This window comes from Chryseobacterium sp. II3a, from assembly GCF_057815135.1.
Window position 1 is genome coordinate 321,628 of sequence record NZ_JBYPZJ010000003.1, and the last position, 19,383, is coordinate 341,010.

Sequence of the window (19,383 nt, forward strand, 5' to 3'; positions counted from 1 at the left end):
ATGTAATAATCTCAAGAAATATATCCTCAATTTTTTTAAAGCAAAGAAATATTTATTAAACCGTTTTATTTTAAGTGAGTAAAGGAGCGATTTCGTCGCTGATGAAGCTGTATGATTATGCGTTCGCTTAGAAAGAATCAATGAAATTGATCCCATCTTTGCTTCCTTAAAAATATCCATGAAGAATGATAAATCTTTGCATTAAAATTAAACTAATGTGATAAATGAAATTCTATTTCTCGATCTATAATACACAGAACCGGACTCTTGAGTTAGCTTAAGTGTCCGGTTTACTTTAAAATGTTTAAACAGTTTTAATAAGTTTGGCTAAAGCCAAATTGATTGTATTTTTTTATCGGATGGGTTATAGCCAATCTCTATTGAATTGACTTACATGTGGTATTTTAAATTTTCATCTTGTTTTCTCCAACGAAATCAGCATGTTTTTCTAAAAAATCTTTCAAAAATCACAGAAAATCCCTGAAATACAAAAAGTGATAGGAAGCCCAAATAAGCCCTGTTTTCAATCCAGTACCTATGCTATCTGACTGAAATTACAGGCGATTTATGGACCAATTTCATTTTAGGCTAAAATGTTGGAGTTTTTACATTTTGAAGACATTAAATTTATGGCCGTCAGGATCTGCAAAGACAAAACCATAATAGTTGTTTCCAAAACTTTCAGGTTCCGAAACAATGGTTCCACCGGCATTCCTAACTTCTGCAGCCCATTGATCAACCTGATCGTTAGTCTCAGCTGAAACGGTAAATATGATTTCATTTGAAGTTTGGGAATCGCCAAAGGAAACACCTTTTACATTGGTTTCCAGTATATTTTTCAGGAAGAAATGAATAACAAAATTATTTTCTCCGAAAAAGAAGCTTACTAACTCATTAGAAGTGTGAGGATTGTTGGGAGTGCATCCTATGGCTTCATAAAATTTTTGGGTACGCTCCAGGTTTGCAACAGCTAGGTTGGCCCAGATCATTTTAGGTTTCATATATTTTATTTTTTGGGTGAGGATAAAATTACTTCCTTTTACCAATACAAAGCTTGTCATGTGGCAAGATTTTGTATTTTTAATGGACAGAAAGAAATCAATGGAAAAAATACTTGAGACATTAGATTTACATATTGAAAAATTAAGACCGGAATTGTATAGCCATTTAAACGCATCATTGACTGAAAAGGATATTCAAAAGCTAGAAAAACAATATGATATCCAAATTCCTGACGATCTGAGATTGTTTTACGGTTGGAAAAACGGGCAGGCGAGTGACTGTTATGATTCTTTTGTGAATAATTCTATGTTGATTCCTTTGGAAGAGGTTCTAGACATTGCTCAGGAACTGACTTCGATGATCGGAACCGATTTTGAGATTGAAAACTGGTGGAATGAAAACTGGCTTCCCATTTTCCATAATGGTGGCGGGGATTATATTTGTTATGATTTAAAAGGAATTTTTACCGGAAATAAAGGTCAAATTCTTGAATTCTGGAACAGAGATAATGACAGAAACGTTATTGCTGACAGTCTTGAAGACTTTTTGAATCAGTTAAATCAATATTACGAAAATCATTCAGGTGAATTTGATGAATTTTTTACTGTTGAAAGTAGAAAAGGCTTTCCTAAGAAGTTTATGGCTGGGTAATTTAACATAATATATTTGAAGATCAATGAATAATGAAGTTAAGAAATGAAATAGAGCCAGATTTTGAAATTGCAGAAAAACGATATCCCGAAGTTTTAAAGCTTATTTTGGAATATACAGACTACTGTGATGAGCACGGAGATGAAGATTCCGGTGAATATAAAAAGCTGGAAAATAAGCTTCATTCCATGACAGGAAAAGAAATGTCCCGGTTTAATCTTTGGGAATGGTGGGAGAGTGATGGAGCAGAGCATCTGTCTTTTGATATCAGCTTACCAGATCCTCAAATTGTAAAAGATATTACCAAAGATGAGCTGTCTGAGATTATAAGAAGATTAAAAACTTTTGAAGTTCCGAATCCTGATGATTCATCTTTTAAAGAGCTGTTTTATCATTATATCTGTTTTGGCAGCAGCTATTTTCCTGATTTTTTAAAATTGAATTTTAAAGGCTATGATATTAAATTATTTCAGTCTCACAAAGATAAAGAGGGTAATTATAATGAGTATAGTCAGGAAGAAATAACAGATAGACTATGGAATGGAGGACTGAATAACCCGTGAAAAAATAAAAAATGAACAATACAATCATTAATAAAATCAAAGCTTTAGGTGGAAATACAGATGCTGTACATGCAGATCAAAGCTTTATGGAGAATTGGAAACAGATTAAATTTCCTCACTATTTGTATGATAAAGACTGGGATGTTTATGGGATTGACCAGTTTTATGAAGCGAATAAGGAATTGTATCAGAATCAAAAGAACAAATTCTATGAGAATCTGATGTCGCATTATTTTTCAGCGCATGATTCAGCGTATGGACAGTATTTTGTGAAAGATTGGATGTTTACGCCTTTTAAAGAAGGTTCTGAAGATCAGGAAGAATTCGATGATTTAATTGATGAAGATTATGTGCAGGATATTGTAGGGATTTCTAAACCTGAATTTTTCTGTATATTTTATTCTTACGGATATCCTGATCATTATTTCATCTGTACGGAAGATCCGGATCAATCTAATCCAACTGTTTACAGTACAGATCATGAAGTCTATTTTGATGAGCTTGAAAATAAAGGTAAACTTGAAGAATTCCTGGATTGGTTTATGACGAAAGATGAGTTCCGGGAAGTCGTTGGAGAATATTTGACGGAGAAGCTAGGGGAATAGTTTTTTGGGCAGGAAGCTGGATGCTGGAAGAGGGAAGCCCTTGAAGTGTTATGAAGAAGAATATCTCTTTTTTAACCTTTTATGCAGTAGTTTTGCAGGGACCAACAGTTATCTGACTAAAAGTAACTTCCAGCCTCCAGCTTCCATCCTGCTAATTTAACATAATATAAAAGTTGCTATTATGAGATCCTAAAAGAGAAAAACTATACAATTTTTACTTTCAGGCAATTTGCTGATATAGAAAAATTCAGACCTTTTTTAGAGCAAATGTTTTCAGAATTAAAAGCTGAAGGCAATGGTGGCGGTAATTCTGAGTTTGGTGATGAGCTTTTAAAATATTGGTATCCAAGAAATTTTCACTGTATGAAAAAGACGGTTGTCATATACAGGGATACCCGTAAGAATTTTTGAAGAAATCCTCAGGGATCGATTCTACGGAATTAAAAAATTATTTAAGCAGAATATCCGGAACTTTAGGCGTTATAAATCATTTAAAAAATACAATTGAGCCTAAGGATAAGAGTTGAACGTTTTACAGGAAATGTTTATCTTTTGACAAGTGGCCAGACTTTTTCATCTGCAACAGATTTCGCAAATGCATTCAAATTTTTAAAGCTGGGAAAACTACAATAGATTTTAATATTGTAACCACAGAGCATGACAGACATGGTGTAATGCCTGATGATATACAGGTTGAAGCAGAAAAAGCTTTGGATTATACAGTAGAAAGGCTTATCAAGCAATAAGTGAGGTTGTTATGCACTCTTTTCTGTAATAATATATTTTTCCTATAATTTATATTATGTTAAATTGTATGTATTTCAGGATTTCAATTTCTTCTCATTTTGAATTCCATTTCGTTGATTCTAATTGATTCTATAGAATTTATAAAACATATCCCCATATTGCTATTTTATTCTCGAGATTATTTCATCGAATTTTTCAAGCAACAATAGCTTGTAAAGTTCAGCAACTTCTTTCCAATCTTTAGCTTGATATTTAATTTCTTTTTCTTCAAAAATTACAGAAAGTGAAAGATCTTTATGTACTTCAACTACCTTTTCATCATTAGTTATAACAGAAACCCAAAAAGCTCCATGCTCGTTATCCATTAATTGAATATCTTTTATCGCTTTTACTATATCCTTTTCATCAATATTGTCTTTTTGATAGCCTTCAGCATATTGTATGTAGTTTTCTGTCATTACGTTTTAGATTGGTTATTTCTTTGTATGAAATAAAGATCAGGCAATTATTTTTCATTAAGAATCTGTTGTAATATTAAAGCTGTTGCCTTAGCATCGTCTAATGCTCTATGAAATTTAAAATCTTCTTTTATATTCATTTTTTGTAAAACTCTTTCTAGGGAGATTCCAGATGTAGAAATATTTTTCTTTGCCAGCCAATAAACACCCAATGCTCTGATATCAAAACCTCCGCCAACAAAATATTGATTATAATCTAATCCAAATTCCGTAAATTCTTTCCTCAAAAGTGGTAAATCATAGTACAATCCCCACCCTGCTAACGTTGATTTATGTATTTCATTTTTTCCAAAAGTTTTGCAACTTCCTTCTAAATCGTAAATGACTAAATCACTTGAGAATTTCATATCAATGTTTATTAACAATCCCTCAAAGGTATATTCTTACTGCGCAATCAATTAGCGTATAGTATCGTTTTTATTTTAATTCAATATTTCATCTTTAAGATGCCCACCAGTGGTTGCCAAATGAATTTTTCCCCATGTAGGATCCGTTAAAAATAAATCCAGATCATAAGCAAATGAGTCATTTTTATCTATTCTAAATTTTTTTAAATGTATCTCGGGTATATAATATATCCTGCACTCTCCTACTTTTATTCTGTAATTTCATTATGTTAAGTAAACTCAAGCTCATCAAAATCCTTTATTTCAGATAGTTTTAACAATTTGTTGACTTTAATCGTTTCCCAGCTGTCTTTGTATTTGACTTCATAATTGTCTCCATCATCATCTTTATTTAAATTGTCTTTTGTAAGTTTCCTTTTGGTCAGAAAGTTAATGCTAACCTCATATTGAGGTACTGGTCCTCTGCTTGAATAGGAGTCATAGCCAATGAGCTCCATATCTCCATTTTGATGTCTAAAAGTGTATCCCCAAGATCCATACCTTCCATGTCCATAGTCAATATGTAAGTTTCCTTTTTCAATGCTTACGCTTAACTCAGGAGCAAAGTATACACCGCCATCCTCATTTTCAGAGGAAAAACAATTGTAATTTTTAGAAGCCAACTCATAATAATTGCCTTTATTCAATAATACAATAATCCCTCTTCGATTTCGGTCTAATTCACCGCGATTTTCATCTTTTATAACTTTACTTTTGTCTGTTCCTTTGATGATGAGTACAACGTCATCTAATCCGTCTTTGTTCAGGTCTCCTTTTATTTCGTCCCAACCTTCAGCTGAAACTCCCCCTTCATATTTATTGATGACATAACCTTCCGGAATAAAGTCACTTGGATTTTTCTTTCCTTCAATGTTTTGTGGAGAATTATTTATATTAATGTCATTTTCCTGAACTTTTTGAACTTCTGTGTCCTTGCTTTCTTTTGAATTCGGCTTTTCATTTTTACAAGATTGTAAGGCAAAAGAAAATGCCAGAAGTATAAAAACTTTTTTCATCGGTTTTTTATATTTTCAATTTTGCTTGGTTATTAATCGCTTATTTATTGACGAATATAAATATTTTTTACAATTTATGTAAGGAAAACTTGTAAGTAAGCACTATAAAAATCTGAAAAATCTGTAGTAAAAATATTTTTTAAGCTTATACTGTACTCTCCTATTGTTGAATGAATTGCGTGATTACTATCATTAGTCTAAAAAGCCCCAAAGCAAGGCACTTTGGGGCTTAATTTAGATATCTAGTGTCGTCGTATTAAAGAATAATAGTCTATTTCTTAACTATTTTAGTGGAAATTGTATTGCCTTTTAACAAGTAATTTCCTGATGGATATTCTGTTAGGTCGATACGGTTGTTTCCTTTATTTAAAATCATATTTTTAATGAGTTTACCTGTGATATCATATAAATAAACACTTTCGTTGGTAGCAGACTCAATGGTTACTACTCCTGTTGTTGGGTTCGGATAAGCTTGAGCTTTAACTTGTTTTGTTGTTTCAGCGGTTGATAAATTTGAGTTGCAACTTGGATTATAAGAATCTCCATTAATATTAAAACCTTTGTTTACCAATTGAGCTCTTGCCATAATAGCTTGTGTTGTAGAATAAGTTAATCCTGCTGCTTCTATGACTCCAATTGCGGATCCTAAGTTTGATAATGTAGGATTATTGCTGAGAGCAATTAGAAATTTATTATAATTAATACATGATAAACCGGAATTGTTAAATCCGAAATACACATAGGCCGAAGGAACATTTTGAAACTTGATATTCCAGGTAGAAATATCCTGATTAAAAAGCGAAGCCCCATTAAACATCATAAAACCATAAGCACCCCCAACTTTACTAACATCCCAGTTCCCAATAGGCTGATTAAATGATGATGCATTGGTAAACATTTGGTCAAAATTTACTACTTTACTGGTATTCCAATTATTAAGAGGCTGATTAAAAGATTTAGCATTAGAGAACATATAACGGAAATTCGTGGCATTGCTTGTATTCCATGAATTTAATGGCTGGTTGAACGCTACCGCATCCTGGAACATTGAAATGAAATTGGTTCCGGACGAGGTATTCCAGGCAGAAATATTTTGATTAAAAGAAGATGCGTAAGAAAACATATCCCGAAAATCTGTAACTTTTGCTGTATTCCAGGTTCCAATAGGCTGATTAAACAATTTTGCTTTGCTAAACATACTGCTCATATTCGTAATATTGCTTGTGTTCCAGTTAGCAAATGAAGGATTACCAATCAAAGACGGACAATTAAGAAACATTTGTGATAGATTGTTGATTTGTGTCAGATTAGGAACATCTGTAGCGGTTACATCAAGGTTTAGACAGTTCGAAAATCCTTGGTCAAATTGCTGAAGCCAAAGGATATTTCCCCATTGGCTCACCTCGAAGAGTTCCGGATTTCCACTGGCATTCATATAAGGGCTGCCTCTGAATCCATAAAATAATCCATTACCATTGGATACTTTCACTCTGTAGGCTGCCTGGATAGGATTAGGATGTAAAGATGTGCCAAAAGAAATCGTCGTAAAATTACTGCTATTAGAAGTTACAGAAAGAGTTCCATGATGCTGCGGATACCCTACTTCTTCCCAGCTAATAGTATAGTTGGTTCCTGTACCGCCAAAAGATATCGAATTATCTATGGTTCCATTGATGTTAGGTTTCCACAAAGTAATAAATTCGTTCTGTGCATAGGAAATGAAAAAAAGAAAAAGAAAAATGATTACTAGTTGTTTTTTGTACATAATTTAAAATAATAATTTTTAAGGTTAAAATTGGTTTTAATAAGATGATAACTACCCGGGATTCTGTATCTTATCTCTAATACAAAGATATAGACGCGTAGCGACAGAACTTGTCGTATTAAAATTATTATGCATTTTTTTTTAATATTTTTCTTTAAAAGACTTGGGTTTATCTTGTTGATTATCAGTAAAATGAAAGCGATTGAGTAGTGTAATTGCCTAATTTCCCTTCAAATCAAAAAGACTTTTTCAAATAAAGCCTAACAACGCATAATTATCTGTGAAAATTTGTGCTATCTGTGGTTAAAAAAGCTTTAAATATTTCTTATCATTTAGTCCAAGTAAGATATTCTAGATAAAATGTATATTGTACTCTCCTATTCCTATGCTATTTTATAGATTATGCTGTTAGAAAAATTATTCAAGGAATTTAATGTAGATGTCAATACATTCAATTCAGCTGATTCTGCGCTTTTTGACCAATATTTTGAGCGAATCTTGGTTAAAAAGAATACATTCCTTATCAAAGAAGGTGAATTGGAGCAATACAGCTATTTTATTTTCAATGGAATAGCCAGATGCTGGACTTTAAATCACAAAGGAGAAGAACAAACTTTCTGGTTTTGTAAGGAAGGTTCATTTTCTTTATCCAATATCTCCTTTACACTAAAGGAAAAATCAACTTTTAATGTTCAGACCCTTACAGAATGTGAAATTTATAGAATTGATCAGGAACAGGCAGTTCAGTTGTATGAAGCAATTCCTGGTTTAAAAGTTGTTTTTGATGATCTTACCGCTAGATTGCTAAATAAACTTTTAAACCGGAATATAGATCTGATAAAATATACCCCTGAGCAATATTACCTAGAGATGATGGCTGAATATGGAAATACTTTCAATGATATTCCTTTAAAGGATATTGCCTCGTATCTGGGAATTACTCCTCAGGCATTAAGCCGAATACGGAAACGGATTTTTTAACCCAGGTTCAGCGTTTACCATTAGGAAAATACGAATTTTGCTGCTTAAAATTTACGATTATGATCAGAGAAATACATGAAACAGATTACCCTCAATTAATGAAAATATGGGAAAGTTCTGTACTCAATACCCATGATTTTTTGAAAGAGGAAGATTTTAAGTATTATAAAAAAGAGATTCCAGGCTATTTTGGACACGTTAGCTTACTCGGATTTGAAGAAGAAGGTTCCTTAGTTGGATTTATGGGAGTTGCTGACGGAAGTCTTGAAATGTTGTTCATTCATAATGATCACCGTGGTAAAGGGATTGGTAAGAAGCTGATTCAGTATGGAATTGATAATTTAAACATTACGAAAGTAGATGTGAATGAACAGAATGACCAGGGTGTTGGTTTTTATAAGCATATTGGATTTAAAATCCTGAACAGGTCAGCATTAGATGGACAGGGTAAAGAATACCCTATTTTACACATGGAATTATAATTTTATATAGCAAAAGCATCCAGATGGATGCTTTTGAATTTTATAATATAAATACTTTTATACCTATACCTGATTACTATACAATAAATAATGATGCAATGGCTTGTGCATCACTTCCACTTAATGTTTCATCATATGCCGCAGACCCGGCTGCTGCTCCGAATGCGGTTCCGGTATTATACCCTGCCTGATTAACATTATCTTCTCCTGCGTATACAGGATTAGTTGCTGAAGGCATATTTCCTCCATTAGCAAGCTCAATCCAGCCTTTATTGGCTCTCATTCTTCTTACCTGCGAGGCATGTCTTGCTTCCACAGAATGAATTTGTAATGCGGCTTGAAGAACAACCTTATTTGACATTACGTTTCCAGCCTGTCCTTTATAGGCTCTTACCCCGGTATCTTCGAAAGCCTGTGCCAGAATCAGAAATTGATTGTAATCGGTAAACGGGGAAAAATTTCCATTAGCGGTAAAATCAAACGTAGGCTTAGATCCTGGAGTTGACCCTAAGGAAGTAAGTGTACTTTTGAGAAAACTGACATGGGCTGATTCATGTTTGGAAATTTGCATAAAAACCGTTCTGTCTGCATTGGGAATTAAACCTGCTGTGGATAATCCTATAGCATAATATTCATTTTCAAGATATTCAAGAACTAAAGCGAGCTGTAAAGCATCCGTTAAAGTGCTTTTAAGGGCAGCTCCTGTCATTGTTGCATGGGGTGTTTCTGCTTTTGCAGGAGTCGTCATGAGTGCACCTAGTCCAAGGGGAACAGCTGCTGTAGCTGCTTTTTTTCCAAATACTGATAGATTGGTAATCGTTTCTAATCGGGAAGCTTCCGTTGTGAAAAATTTATCATGAGAAAGCTTATCTAGTAGTCTAAGAATGTTCATAATACAAGTTTTTGAAGATGAATAATTTAATTAATACCTCTTTCTTTCCATGTAAAGCGGGTTTTGATAAATCCTCCTGCTGCCGCTACAATATCTTTCGGCTCTTTAGCAAGATCGAGACCATTAGCATCGATCACATCATCCCCTGAAAAGTCAGCAGATCCCGGATTGATAAGATTTCTGATAGCAGAGGCATGTCTGGCTTCTACAGAAACTATTTTTCCTGCAATCACAAGATAAGCGGAATTGGTAATATATTTACCAGCACCATTATAGGCTGCCACTCCGGTATCTTCCAGTGCTTTAGCTGTTGCTAATACAGAGTTTCTGTCATTAAAATTCACATTGGGATATTGAAAATCAAGTTTCGGAAGTACATTTTGAGTAGCACCGGTGATGGCTGCCTTAAAAAAATCCCGATGGATTACTTCGTGATGGTAAAGATCGGTAAAAACTTCTTTTTCAATACTGGAAATCCCGCTGTAAAAATTGTTGACAACTTTGGTGTAAAAATCGGCTTCCAGTTGCTCCAGAGCGTAAGCATAGTTTAAGACTCCTACATCGCCAGATCCTAAATCAAAGATTTGACCGTCATTTATCATCTGAAAATCATCATCATCATTACATCCTATCATCGTAAGGCCGGCAATTGCCAGTCCCACTCCACCTAATTTTAAAAAATTTCTTCTGCTGGTATCCAGCGTCGCTCCCTGATTAGAAACATGAATTGTATTTTTCATAATATTAATCTTTAAAGTGTTTGATTACATGATAAAAAGAAGAAAAACAGCACATAAAATGCTGTTTTAGATTCTGTTGTTTTCTACGGCATTAAAACCGTATCAATGACATGAATGACGCCATTGGATTGATTTACATCTGCAATAGTTACTTTAGCACTGTTTCCTTTTGCATCTTTTATATAAAGATCTTTTCCTTTTGTCCAGAAAGTAAGTTCTTCGCCTTGTACGGTTTTCATCATACTTTTACCATTTCCAGCTTTCACGGCAGCCCAGATTTCTTTAGCACTGTATCTTCCTGGTAAGACATGATAGGTCAATATACTTGTAAGTGTCGCCTTATTTTCAGGCTTTACAAGAGTTTCTACTGTTCCTTTCGGAAGTTTCGCAAATGCAGCATCAGTAGGAGCCAATACAGTAAATGGACCTTTTCCTTCTAATGTTTCTACCAATCCTGCTGCTTTTACGGCGGCTACTAAAGTTTTGTGATCTTTAGAGTTTACAGCATTTTCAATAATGTTTTTGGAAGGATACATAGGAGCTCCTCCTACCATTACTGTTTTTTCTTTCATCATTTGTGCATTTACCTTTCCACTGAAAGCAAATGATAAAGCTACCATTGCTAAAACTGTGATGTGTGTTCGTGTGTTCATTGTAATATTTTTTTAAATTAATTGTAGTTAATTTGTGCTTTTAATGTCATTTACGAGCTTGGTTGTATTTTAGATTGAAAAAAAATGAAATTTTATTTAAACGACTGTAAATCAATTTATTATTTTTTATTAAAATGAAAGATTTCAGGGTTTTAAAATCTTTTTTCATTCAGAGAATTACTTATTCACAACAGATTGATTGCTATAGTGAATTAATAAGGATTTTTGATTTTAAAATAACCTGTTGTGTTTTATACACTGGCAATACAACAGATAAGTGCTGTTTTGATATTAAGCCTTTCATATTTAATATTTTTTAAATATTTTCTTAAAATGCTAGATGATGTAAAAGTTTTTTTGGATTTTATTGGGTATATGTTTTATTTTATTAAATTTGGATAGAAAAATAATTGCTATTAAAACAACCCATTCTGAAGAAGAACTTATCGTTTTATTAAAAGAAAGAAACGAAAATGGTTTTCATTATCTGTATGACCACTATTCCGGTGCGTTGTATGGTATTGTTCTTCGTATTGTTCAGTCTAAAGAATACACTGAAGAAGTCATTCAGGATGTTTTTGTTAAAATATGGAATTCTATTCATCAATATGATGCCTCTAAAGGAAGGTTTTATACCTGGATGATTAATATTGCCCGCAATACAGCAATTGATTATTTAAAATCTAAAGGATTCCAGAACGAGCTTAAAAACCAATCACTTCCCGATTTCGTATATAACACTACAGAGCTTTCAACGACTAATAACTCATCAGATTATATTGGATTTAACAATGTGCTTGAGAATCTGGAAGTGGACAAGCAAGAACTTATTAATCTTGCTTATTATCAGGGATATACCCAACATGAAATATCCGAAAAACTGAAGATACCGCTGGGAACGGTAAAAACGAAGATGCGGAATGCATTGATGAAATTAAAAGATTTGCTAAAAGATTATCAATAAATTAAATTGAACACTAAAGAATACATATCATCCGGAATTATAGAATCTTATATTCTAGGCCATGCTTCTCCTGAGGAAGCAGGGATTTTGGAGTGTGTGATGAAGAATAATGCTGAAGTAAAAGCTGCTTTTGAAGAGGCACAAATAACTTTGGAACATCTTGCTACAGCTCAGGCTGTAACGCCTCCAAGTGACCTGAAATCTAAAATCTGGAATAAAATTCAACAAGAAGAGTCTCCTATTGTGGAAATAAAACCGCCTCTTTCTATAGAGACTCAGGAAACTAATGATGACAGAGATATCAAACATCCGGAACAGATACAAGGGAAAACAAACTGGAAAGCTTTTGCCGTTGCAGCATCTGCTTTATTCCTTATCAGTATTGCCGGGAATTTGTTTTGGATGAACAGCCAGTCTGCAACAAAGCAAGAAATGACAAAATTGGCAGCAGAAAAACAATCTCAGGATGCTGCTATGGAAAAAATGGATAGAAAACTGGACATGTTCTCCAATCCGGATATGCAAATGGTGATGCTCAAAGGAGTAGAAAAGCACCAGGATGCCAAAGCCATGGTTTTCTGGGATAAAAAAACAAAGAAAGTGTATCTTAATGGTGAAGATCTTCCTAAAGCGCCAACGGGAATGCAATACCAGCTTTGGGCTCTTGAAGATGGAAAACCGGTAAATGCAGGAATGTATACCGAAGATAAAGACAGTAAGACTGCTTTGGCTACCATTTCAAAAGCACAAGCTTTTGCTATTACTCTTGAAAAACAAGGTGGAAGCCCGGTTCCTACTATGGAAAATATGTATGTGATGGGAGGAATCTAAAGGTAATAACAGATTGAATTTGTGAATGTTTTCACGCTTATAATAATTTAAAAATAAAAGCATCCGACTCGGATGCTTTTTGATTTCTATACGGGTGAAACATTTTAAGATGCATATTCTACAGACGCTTCTTTGGCAGCAGCAACCATAGCAATTAATGCTTTTTCCGTTTCTTCCCAATGTCTGGTTTTTAAACCACAATCCGGATTGACCCAAAGCTGATTCGAAGGAATTACATCCTGAGCTTTTTTCAGCAGTTCAATCATTTCTTCCTTGGAAGGAACTCTTGGTGAATGAATGTCATACACACCCGGCCCGATTTCATTAGGATATTTGAAGTCTGCAAAAGCGTGTAAAAGTTCCATTTGAGATCTTGAGCATTCTATTGTAATCACATCAGCATCCATATCTGCAATGTTCTTAATGATATCATTAAATTCTGAATAACACATATGGGTATGGATCTGGGTAGCATCTTCTACTCCACTTGATGAGATCTTAAACGCTTCTACCGCCCATTTCAGGTAGTTTTGCCAGTCTGTTTTTCTCAATGGCAGCCCTTCACGGATAGCCGGTTCATCAATCTGAATAATTCTGATCCCAGCTTTCTCCAGATCCTGAACTTCATCACGGATGGCCAAAGCAATCTGTCTACAAGTCTCGGAACGAGGCTGATCATCCCGTACAAAAGACCATTGTAAAATGGTAACAGGACCTGTCAGCATTCCTTTTACCCATTGATTGGTTTGAGACTGAGCATATTGAGACCAGTATACAGTCATAGGCTCCGGGCGAAAAACATCTCCGAAAATGATTGGTGGTTTTACACAACGGCTACCGTAGCTTTGTACCCAGCCATTTTTAGTGAAAATAAAACCTTTCAGCTGTTCACCGAAGTATTCCACCATATCATTACGTTCATATTCACCATGCACAAGAACATCAATCCCAATATCTTCCTGCCAGCGGATGGTCCTCTGGGTTTCCTCTTTTAATAAAGTATCATATTGTTCTGCTGTCAGTTCTCCTTTTTTGAATTTCGCTCTCCAGCTCCTTACATCAGCAGTTTGTGGGAATGATCCGATCGTAGTGGTTGGAAATAATGGAAGCTGTAATGCTTTTTGCTGCTCTTGTTTACGGATACTGAATGGATTTTTTCTTTGCGAATCCTGTTCTGTGACAGACACTGCTCTTAGTTTTACTTCCTCATTATGAATAAGTGGAGATGTTTTTCTAGCGGAAATAACCTTTTTATTGTCTGCAAAATCCTGGATCATCTGTTGATCTGTTGTTCCTGAAGCTAATTCCTTAAGGGTAACCACTTCTTTTACTTTTTGTTTGGCAAAAGCCAGCCAGTTTTTTATTTCAGGATCAAGATTGGTTTCAAAATCTAAATCGCATGGTGAATGCAGTAAAGAACATGATGGAGCAATGAAAACTCTTTCTGAACCAAGCTTCTCGACTGCTTTTGTAATCAATGACAAAGATTTTTCATAGTCATTTTTCCAAATGTTTCTTCCATCTACCACTCCAAGTGATAGACTCAGATTTTCAGGAATAGAATGAAGAACATCTTCAAGCTGTTCAGGGTTTCTTACCAGGTCAATATGCAGAACATTCACAGGAAGTGAAGCGGCAAAAGACGCATTATTTTTTAAACCTTCAAAATAGGTGGTTACAATAAACTTAAGCTTTGGAAACAATCTTCTAAGTTCAGCATAGACAAAAGTATATACTTCTTTTGCTTTTTCAGTAATGTCTAAAGCTAGGAAAGGTTCATCAAACTGAATCCATTCAGCATCCTGGCTTTGTAGCTTTGATAAGATCTCCATATAAACAGGAAGAAGATGATGGGCAAGATCCAGTTTATCAAATCCTTCTTCTTTTTCCTTTCCTAACAATAAATAGGAAACCAAGCCGATAATCACAGGCTTTGCATTGATTCCCGCCTGTTTTGCACCGGAAAATTCATTGAATATCTTATCTGAAGTAAGTTTGAATTGCTGGTTTTTATAAAATTCAGGAACAATATAATGGTAATTGGTGTCAAACCATTTGGTCATTTCCATAGCGGTGATATCCAATCCGTCTTTCTGATAACCTCTTGCCATGGCAAAATAAAGGTCCAGTTCAGAATTGTTCTTTTTAAGAGCAACTTCATGATAGCGTGTAGGAATAACGCCTACTACAAGGCTCATATCCAATACCTGATCATAATAAGAAAAATCATTACACGGAATAAGATCTATTCCTGCTTCTTTCTGAAGGCTCCAGTTTTGGCTGCAGATAGTTCTGCCTACGGTAAGAAGTTCTTCCAAAACGATTTTACCTGACCAATACTGTTCGCAGGCTTTTTTAAGTTCTCTTTTGCTACCAATACGCGGATAGCCCAGAATGTGAGTTTGCATTTTTACAAATTTTAAATTAAACTTATTTTAAATGCTCTTTTAAAGCTTCAGAATGCTGATTTGGAATAGAATTTTTTGAAATCAATGATATAAGCAGATGGTACAGTTTCATCCGGAGATAAAAATGTACTGCAATATATCATCTGTATGACTCAAAAGCTTCAGACCGCGAAAGCATCGTCCATTCAGTAAAGGCAGGTCTCCTGACTTGTAACAGTTTCCGTCATCCTTCCCGCTTTTTGCAGTGGATATTCAAGGACAGAAACCTTTGGTGTGTTACTTACAGTTGCGCGACAGCTCGTGATTCTCACACGATTCCCTATTAATCTACCTTAAGTAAAACCTTTGCTGTTTGATGAAGATTGTAAAGAACTGATCTTTTAACAAAAATAGCTTTGTAAAAGATTTTAATTTTGTGTAAAATTAATCATACAGAATAAATAATCAACAAAGTGTATGGTATTTGATAAATTAAGCTTTTCACATATTATTTTACAGAATATAATTCTGTAAATTTGGAAGATTATAAATTATAAAAGAATAATATTCTGTGGAACAACTTGATGATAAGGATGTAAAACTGCTTAAACTGCTTCAGAACAATGCAAAACTAACCGTTAAAGAACTTGCTAAGGAAATCAATCTGTCTCCTTCTCCTGTTTTTGAAAGAGTAAAAAGGCTGGAACAGGAAGGTTTTGTGAAGAGATATGCGGCAATTTTGGATGCTGAAAAACTTAATCGTGGGTTTACGGTATTCTGCCAGATTAAATTAAAGATTCATGACCGTTCTGTGGGCTATGATTTTGTAAAAGAAATCCTGGAAATTCCAGAAGTGGCTGAATGCTATAATATTTCTGGGGATTTTGATTTTTTATTGAAAGTTCAGGTTCGGGATATGAAGCATTATCAGGATTTTGTATTCAATAAACTTGGATCTGTAGATTCTATAGGAAGTACACATAGTACCTTTGTGATGGCTGAAGTAAAGAATAATCACGGATTGACTTTATAGAAATGTTTTTATTGAAAATGATGGTATTGAACTAAACCTAACAGGTTTCAAAAATCCGTTAGGTTGTAGGTGCTTAGTATCACATCATAAAAAAGCCGCTCTGAAAAGAGCGGCATACTTTTTTAACTTTTAATGGAGCTGCTGATTAGCAAGTAGAACCACACTCTAATAATTTGATGTGGATTACACCATTAACTACACACTGTGTTTGGCATAAAGCGTTTCCTACAACGGTACCTACACCGCCGATAACACCACCTACTGTAGAACCTACACCGCCGATAACACCACCAACGATAGTACCTACTCCTCCGACAACGCCACCAACAACGCCACCTAGACCTCCTAATAAGTTTCCGATTGGATCAAGTAATCCTTCTCCTGAAATAGATTTTAGTTCGTTTCTGTCTAGTTTTTTGAAATTTTTCATGATTAAAATTTTATATGATTAATACATCACAAATATATGATAAATAATAATAAACTCATATTGTTTTCAAAAAAATAATTAAACAATTTTATTATTTAATATTTCGTTAATATAAATGTATAATAATATGAAAATCATTTTCACTTTGTATCTGTTTGATTTACTAAATTTTAAAAAACATATTTCAAATTTTAAATATTAGAGTTAATATTTTTAAGATAAACGAAGTTTTTTATGGTTAATATTAAAATCTTGTTAAAACCTGGGTTTATTGGGGAAAATCTAAGGGTAAAATGAGAAAAAATGAGGGTGTTATTGACCTGTATTCATCACTTTAGTTAAGAAATGATAAAATTCTCCAAATTTTATGGTAAAAGACCTTTCTATTATTGATAAGAGAAAGCAAAATTCGTATTTTTGTGGACATACTTCTATCAATGTCAATTTTTTCAAATAATATACGCTCACTGAGAGCCAAGAGAAAGCTTTCTCAACAAAATGTAGCTGATGACCTTACCATCTCGCGAGTGAGATATTCTAAATATGAAAACGGAATTTCAGAACCTCCTATTGAGCTTCTAATCAAGATTTCAAAATACTTTCACGTGAGCATAGATCTTTTATTATCTGTAGATCTTCAGAAATATTCAACAGAAGATATGCTGAAACTTCCGGACAATAGAATTGTTCTTCCTGTAGCAGTGGATGACCTTGGAAATGATACCATTGAAATTATTCCACAGAAAGCTTCTATGGGATATCTTGAAGGGTATAGTGATGTTGGATATATTGAAAGTCTCCAGCGTATTGCCCTGCCCTTTCTGAATAATGGAAAATACAGAGCATTTCCTGCAGACGGAGATTCAATGCCACCATTTAGGAACGGTTCCTATATTGTAGGAAAATATGTAGAGGGAATTGATGAATTGAGACCAGGAAAAACTTATGTTTTTATCACCCAAAATGATGGGATTACTTATAAGCGTTTTAAAGAAAATAAAGGAAATGCGATTTGTGTAACTGCAGATAATTCCTTCTATGAACCTTATGATATTCCGTTTGAGGATATTGTAGAGATCTGGCAATATGCTTCAGGTATTTTCCCGGAAGATTTTGAACCGGGAGATTATGAAAGTTACAATTTCAAAGAAATGTTCAGGGAGCTGAGAAAGGATATCAAAGAATTGGATAAAAAGGTTTCTACACGCCGTAGAAAGTCTTCACAATAAGAGGGATATTATATTTCGTGGTACAAAATAAACAGGCTCTTCAAATCATTTGGAGAGCCTGTTTTAAAACCAAATAAAAATATGATATGAAAACACGTTTTGTTTATAAATGAGCTGCATTCAGCATAAGGTGATGCAGGTCCGTATTTTTAATGTAAGGGTGTAGCAGCTGGCTTCCAGGTCCATAAGCAGCTACTTCTACATAATCTCCTGAGTGATCCATACTGATCCAGCCTACAGAATTTCTACTTTTTTGAATTTCTGAATACAGTCTGAATGGTAATTTTTTATAATTATAAAGCCCTTCTTCTTTTTCAAGCCTGTTATAAAAACTTTGCAAATGTTTGGCTTCATCATCACTTAAAACAAGCTTGTTCGCTTCAAATATCCAGTCTTTAATATCTTTTGCAGAATGATCTTTATGAATTTTATTCAGAATATATTCATTGGTATATTGATAGTTTGAAATGCTATTGAAGTTCTTAGTGGCATCAGTTCCATAAATGGTTCCTGGATTGGCATTTCCATGATCTGTAGTGATAATAACTAAGGTATTTCCATCTTTTTCAGCAAAGTCCATTACAGTCTTCACAGCTTCATCAAATGCCAGCTGATCATGAATCAATGCGGCTATATCGTTGGCGTGAGCGGCCCAGTCTACTTTTCCGCCTTCTATCTGAAGAACAAAACCTTCCGGATGTTCTTTCATCTGGTCAATAGCAGCGTTGGCCATCTCTGCCAGTGTAGGTGTATCCCTAAGCTCAGGCAGGTGAGCTCTGTCAATACTATAAGGCAAAGCTCCTGTAGTGAAGATTCCTAAAATCTTGTCTCCCTTATTGAAACTTTTGAGTTCTGCACGATTGTTTATAATTTGATAATTTCTTTTTCTATAAGCAGAATAGAGGTCTTTCTGATCTTCTCTTTTTAATGGATTAAAAAACTCATCTCCTCCTCCCATCAGAACATCTATTCCCAGCTCTGCATACATTTCAGCAATTTGGGGCTCAGCATTTCTTTTTGAGGAATTCACACAAAATCCCGCAGGTGTAGCGTGGGTAACAGTAACAGTTGTAACGCAGCCCACCTTTTTTCCTGCTTTTTTATATTTCTGCCATATTGGAACATGGCTTTCACCATTAGCCCCCATATTTAATACTCCGTTCTGCACTCTTATTCCGCCTCCAAAAGCTGAACTGGCTGCTGCGGAGTCTGTAACAATTGAGCTTGCAGAAGCTGTATCCATTAATGCCCGTGAAACTTTTTTGTGATGATATAAACTGAGCCAATGGCTATCTTTCCCCAATATATTTCTTGAATAAAGATCGGCCATTGAAAGAGTTCCCAAGCTCATTCCATCACTGATCATGAATATAATGTTTTTGGCTTTACCGTTTTCATGAGATTCAATATTCCTCCTGGAGCTCCAAAGTTCAGATGGTGATAGGGATAATAAACCTGACAGCAATGCTGAACCTTTTAAAAATTTTCTTCTATCCATATATTGTATC

At 34.4% G+C, this 19,383-nt stretch carries 20 protein-coding genes and 1 riboswitch; of the genes, 9 read left to right on the forward strand and 11 right to left on the reverse strand.

What is annotated here, in order from left to right; all coding sequences use genetic code 11:
- Positions 1-605: 605 nt before the first annotated feature.
- Positions 606-1,061 (reverse strand): VOC family protein, encoded by a 456-nt coding sequence (locus tag AC3HD6_RS10005; RefSeq protein WP_488896201.1) that lies wholly within the window; start codon positions 1,059-1,061, stop codon positions 606-608.
- Between the two features lie 40 nt (positions 1,062-1,101).
- Here AC3HD6_RS10005 and AC3HD6_RS10010 point away from each other — a divergent pair, with 40 nt between their 5' ends.
- From AC3HD6_RS10010 to AC3HD6_RS10020, 3 genes are read left to right on the forward strand one after another with little or no spacing between them, the layout of a single operon-like run.
- Positions 1,102-1,653, forward strand: a complete 552-nt coding sequence (locus AC3HD6_RS10010; RefSeq protein WP_488896202.1) for an SMI1/KNR4 family protein — start codon at positions 1,102-1,104, stop codon at positions 1,651-1,653.
- Positions 1,654-1,685: 32 nt separating this feature from the next.
- Positions 1,686-2,216: a hypothetical protein gene (locus AC3HD6_RS10015; RefSeq protein ID WP_488896203.1), complete on the forward strand. Its 531-nt coding sequence runs from the start codon at positions 1,686-1,688 to the stop codon at positions 2,214-2,216.
- An 11-nt stretch (positions 2,217-2,227) separates the two neighbouring features.
- Positions 2,228-2,821: a hypothetical protein gene (locus AC3HD6_RS10020; protein ID WP_488896204.1), complete on the forward strand. Its 594-nt coding sequence runs from the start codon at positions 2,228-2,230 to the stop codon at positions 2,819-2,821.
- A gap of 908 nt (positions 2,822-3,729) precedes the next feature.
- On the opposite strand, the gene AC3HD6_RS10025 is transcribed toward AC3HD6_RS10020, so the two are convergent.
- The 4 genes from AC3HD6_RS10025 to AC3HD6_RS10040 all read right to left on the reverse strand — a co-directional run bounded on the left by AC3HD6_RS10025 (position 3,730) and on the right by AC3HD6_RS10040 (position 7,253).
- A complete protein-coding gene (locus AC3HD6_RS10025; protein ID WP_488896205.1) occupies positions 3,730-4,026 on the reverse strand; it encodes a hypothetical protein in 297 nt (98 codons plus the stop codon).
- A 47-nt stretch (positions 4,027-4,073) separates the two neighbouring features.
- On the reverse strand, positions 4,074-4,433 hold the full coding sequence (locus AC3HD6_RS10030) for a hypothetical protein (RefSeq protein WP_488896206.1): 360 nt from the start codon (positions 4,431-4,433) through the stop codon (positions 4,074-4,076).
- A gap of 269 nt (positions 4,434-4,702) precedes the next feature.
- Positions 4,703-5,488: a hypothetical protein gene (locus tag AC3HD6_RS10035; protein ID WP_488896207.1), complete on the reverse strand. Its 786-nt coding sequence runs from the start codon at positions 5,486-5,488 to the stop codon at positions 4,703-4,705.
- Positions 5,489-5,759: 271 nt separating this feature from the next.
- Positions 5,760-7,253, reverse strand: a complete 1,494-nt coding sequence (locus AC3HD6_RS10040) for a BspA family leucine-rich repeat surface protein (protein WP_488896208.1) — start codon at positions 7,251-7,253, stop codon at positions 5,760-5,762.
- 402 nt (positions 7,254-7,655) lie between these two features.
- On the opposite strand from AC3HD6_RS10040, the gene AC3HD6_RS10045 reads away from it, so the two are divergent.
- Together AC3HD6_RS10045 and AC3HD6_RS10050 are read left to right on the forward strand one after the other, a co-directional pair.
- A complete protein-coding gene (locus tag AC3HD6_RS10045; RefSeq protein WP_488896209.1) occupies positions 7,656-8,234 on the forward strand; it encodes a Crp/Fnr family transcriptional regulator in 579 nt (192 codons plus the stop codon).
- Between the two features lie 59 nt (positions 8,235-8,293).
- Positions 8,294-8,716: a GNAT family N-acetyltransferase gene (locus AC3HD6_RS10050; RefSeq protein WP_488896210.1), complete on the forward strand. Its 423-nt coding sequence runs from the start codon at positions 8,294-8,296 to the stop codon at positions 8,714-8,716.
- 76 nt (positions 8,717-8,792) lie between these two features.
- Here AC3HD6_RS10050 and AC3HD6_RS10055 read toward each other — a convergent pair whose 3' ends face one another.
- From AC3HD6_RS10055 to AC3HD6_RS10065, 3 genes are all read right to left on the reverse strand, one after another.
- Positions 8,793-9,608, reverse strand: a complete 816-nt coding sequence (locus AC3HD6_RS10055; protein WP_488896211.1) for a ferritin-like domain-containing protein — start codon at positions 9,606-9,608, stop codon at positions 8,793-8,795.
- A 26-nt stretch (positions 9,609-9,634) separates the two neighbouring features.
- Positions 9,635-10,348, reverse strand: coding sequence for a ferritin-like domain-containing protein (locus AC3HD6_RS10060; protein ID WP_488896212.1), 714 nt, complete (start codon positions 10,346-10,348; stop codon positions 9,635-9,637).
- Positions 10,349-10,431: 83 nt separating this feature from the next.
- The gene (locus AC3HD6_RS10065) at positions 10,432-11,001 is read right to left on the reverse strand and encodes a fasciclin domain-containing protein (RefSeq protein WP_488896213.1); all 570 of its coding nucleotides are present in this window, start codon (positions 10,999-11,001) and stop codon (positions 10,432-10,434) included.
- 394 nt (positions 11,002-11,395) lie between these two features.
- Here AC3HD6_RS10065 and AC3HD6_RS10070 point away from each other — a divergent pair, with 394 nt between their 5' ends.
- Positions 11,396-11,965 (forward strand): RNA polymerase sigma factor, encoded by a 570-nt coding sequence (locus tag AC3HD6_RS10070; protein WP_488896214.1) that lies wholly within the window; start codon positions 11,396-11,398, stop codon positions 11,963-11,965.
- A 6-nt stretch (positions 11,966-11,971) separates the two neighbouring features.
- Entirely contained in the window at positions 11,972-12,796 is an 825-nt protein-coding gene (locus AC3HD6_RS10075) for an anti-sigma factor (RefSeq protein ID WP_488896215.1), read from the forward strand.
- 104 nt (positions 12,797-12,900) lie between these two features.
- On the opposite strand, the gene metE is transcribed toward AC3HD6_RS10075, so the two are convergent.
- The gene (gene metE, locus AC3HD6_RS10080; protein WP_488896216.1) at positions 12,901-15,204 is read right to left on the reverse strand and encodes a 5-methyltetrahydropteroyltriglutamate--homocysteine S-methyltransferase; all 2,304 of its coding nucleotides are present in this window, start codon (positions 15,202-15,204) and stop codon (positions 12,901-12,903) included.
- Between the two features lie 176 nt (positions 15,205-15,380).
- A riboswitch (cobalamin riboswitch) is annotated at positions 15,381-15,566 on the reverse strand.
- A gap of 188 nt (positions 15,567-15,754) precedes the next feature.
- On the opposite strand from metE, the gene AC3HD6_RS10085 reads away from it, so the two are divergent.
- On the forward strand, positions 15,755-16,216 hold the full coding sequence (locus AC3HD6_RS10085) for an Lrp/AsnC family transcriptional regulator (RefSeq protein WP_488896217.1): 462 nt from the start codon (positions 15,755-15,757) through the stop codon (positions 16,214-16,216).
- 145 nt (positions 16,217-16,361) lie between these two features.
- Here AC3HD6_RS10085 and AC3HD6_RS10090 read toward each other — a convergent pair whose 3' ends face one another.
- A complete protein-coding gene (locus tag AC3HD6_RS10090; protein WP_068943346.1) occupies positions 16,362-16,646 on the reverse strand; it encodes a bacteriocin-like protein in 285 nt (94 codons plus the stop codon).
- Positions 16,647-17,083: 437 nt separating this feature from the next.
- Between AC3HD6_RS10090 and AC3HD6_RS10095 the strand changes: the two genes are divergently transcribed.
- Complete coding sequence (locus tag AC3HD6_RS10095) at positions 17,084-17,875, forward strand: XRE family transcriptional regulator (protein WP_488896218.1); 792 nt, start codon at positions 17,084-17,086, stop codon at positions 17,873-17,875.
- A 103-nt stretch (positions 17,876-17,978) separates the two neighbouring features.
- Here AC3HD6_RS10095 and AC3HD6_RS10100 read toward each other — a convergent pair whose 3' ends face one another.
- Positions 17,979-19,373: an alkaline phosphatase gene (locus AC3HD6_RS10100; protein WP_488896219.1), complete on the reverse strand. Its 1,395-nt coding sequence runs from the start codon at positions 19,371-19,373 to the stop codon at positions 17,979-17,981.
- Between the last annotated feature and the right edge of the window lie 10 nt (positions 19,374-19,383).

Coding starts and splice junctions, on each gene's coding strand:
- AC3HD6_RS10005 (WP_488896201.1), bottom strand. CDS start 1,061: ATGACAAGCTTTGTATTGGTAAAAGGAAGTAATTTTATCCTCACCCAA.
- AC3HD6_RS10010 (WP_488896202.1), top strand. CDS start 1,102: ATGGAAAAAATACTTGAGACATTAGATTTACATATTGAAAAATTAAGA.
- AC3HD6_RS10015 (WP_488896203.1), top strand. CDS start 1,686: ATGAAGTTAAGAAATGAAATAGAGCCAGATTTTGAAATTGCAGAAAAA.
- AC3HD6_RS10020 (WP_488896204.1), top strand. CDS start 2,228: ATGAACAATACAATCATTAATAAAATCAAAGCTTTAGGTGGAAATACA.
- AC3HD6_RS10025 (WP_488896205.1), bottom strand. CDS start 4,026: ATGACAGAAAACTACATACAATATGCTGAAGGCTATCAAAAAGACAAT.
- AC3HD6_RS10030 (WP_488896206.1), bottom strand. CDS start 4,433: ATGAAATTCTCAAGTGATTTAGTCATTTACGATTTAGAAGGAAGTTGC.
- AC3HD6_RS10035 (WP_488896207.1), bottom strand. CDS start 5,488: ATGAAAAAAGTTTTTATACTTCTGGCATTTTCTTTTGCCTTACAATCT.
- AC3HD6_RS10040 (WP_488896208.1), bottom strand. CDS start 7,253: ATGTACAAAAAACAACTAGTAATCATTTTTCTTTTTCTTTTTTTCATT.
- AC3HD6_RS10045 (WP_488896209.1), top strand. CDS start 7,656: ATGCTGTTAGAAAAATTATTCAAGGAATTTAATGTAGATGTCAATACA.
- AC3HD6_RS10050 (WP_488896210.1), top strand. CDS start 8,294: ATGATCAGAGAAATACATGAAACAGATTACCCTCAATTAATGAAAATA.
- AC3HD6_RS10055 (WP_488896211.1), bottom strand. CDS start 9,608: ATGAACATTCTTAGACTACTAGATAAGCTTTCTCATGATAAATTTTTC.
- AC3HD6_RS10060 (WP_488896212.1), bottom strand. CDS start 10,348: ATGAAAAATACAATTCATGTTTCTAATCAGGGAGCGACGCTGGATACC.
- AC3HD6_RS10065 (WP_488896213.1), bottom strand. CDS start 11,001: ATGAACACACGAACACACATCACAGTTTTAGCAATGGTAGCTTTATCA.
- metE (WP_488896216.1), bottom strand. CDS start 15,204: ATGCAAACTCACATTCTGGGCTATCCGCGTATTGGTAGCAAAAGAGAA.
- AC3HD6_RS10090 (WP_068943346.1), bottom strand. CDS start 16,646: ATGAAAAATTTCAAAAAACTAGACAGAAACGAACTAAAATCTATTTCA.
- AC3HD6_RS10095 (WP_488896218.1), top strand. CDS start 17,084: ATGTCAATTTTTTCAAATAATATACGCTCACTGAGAGCCAAGAGAAAG.
- AC3HD6_RS10100 (WP_488896219.1), bottom strand. CDS start 19,373: ATGGATAGAAGAAAATTTTTAAAAGGTTCAGCATTGCTGTCAGGTTTA.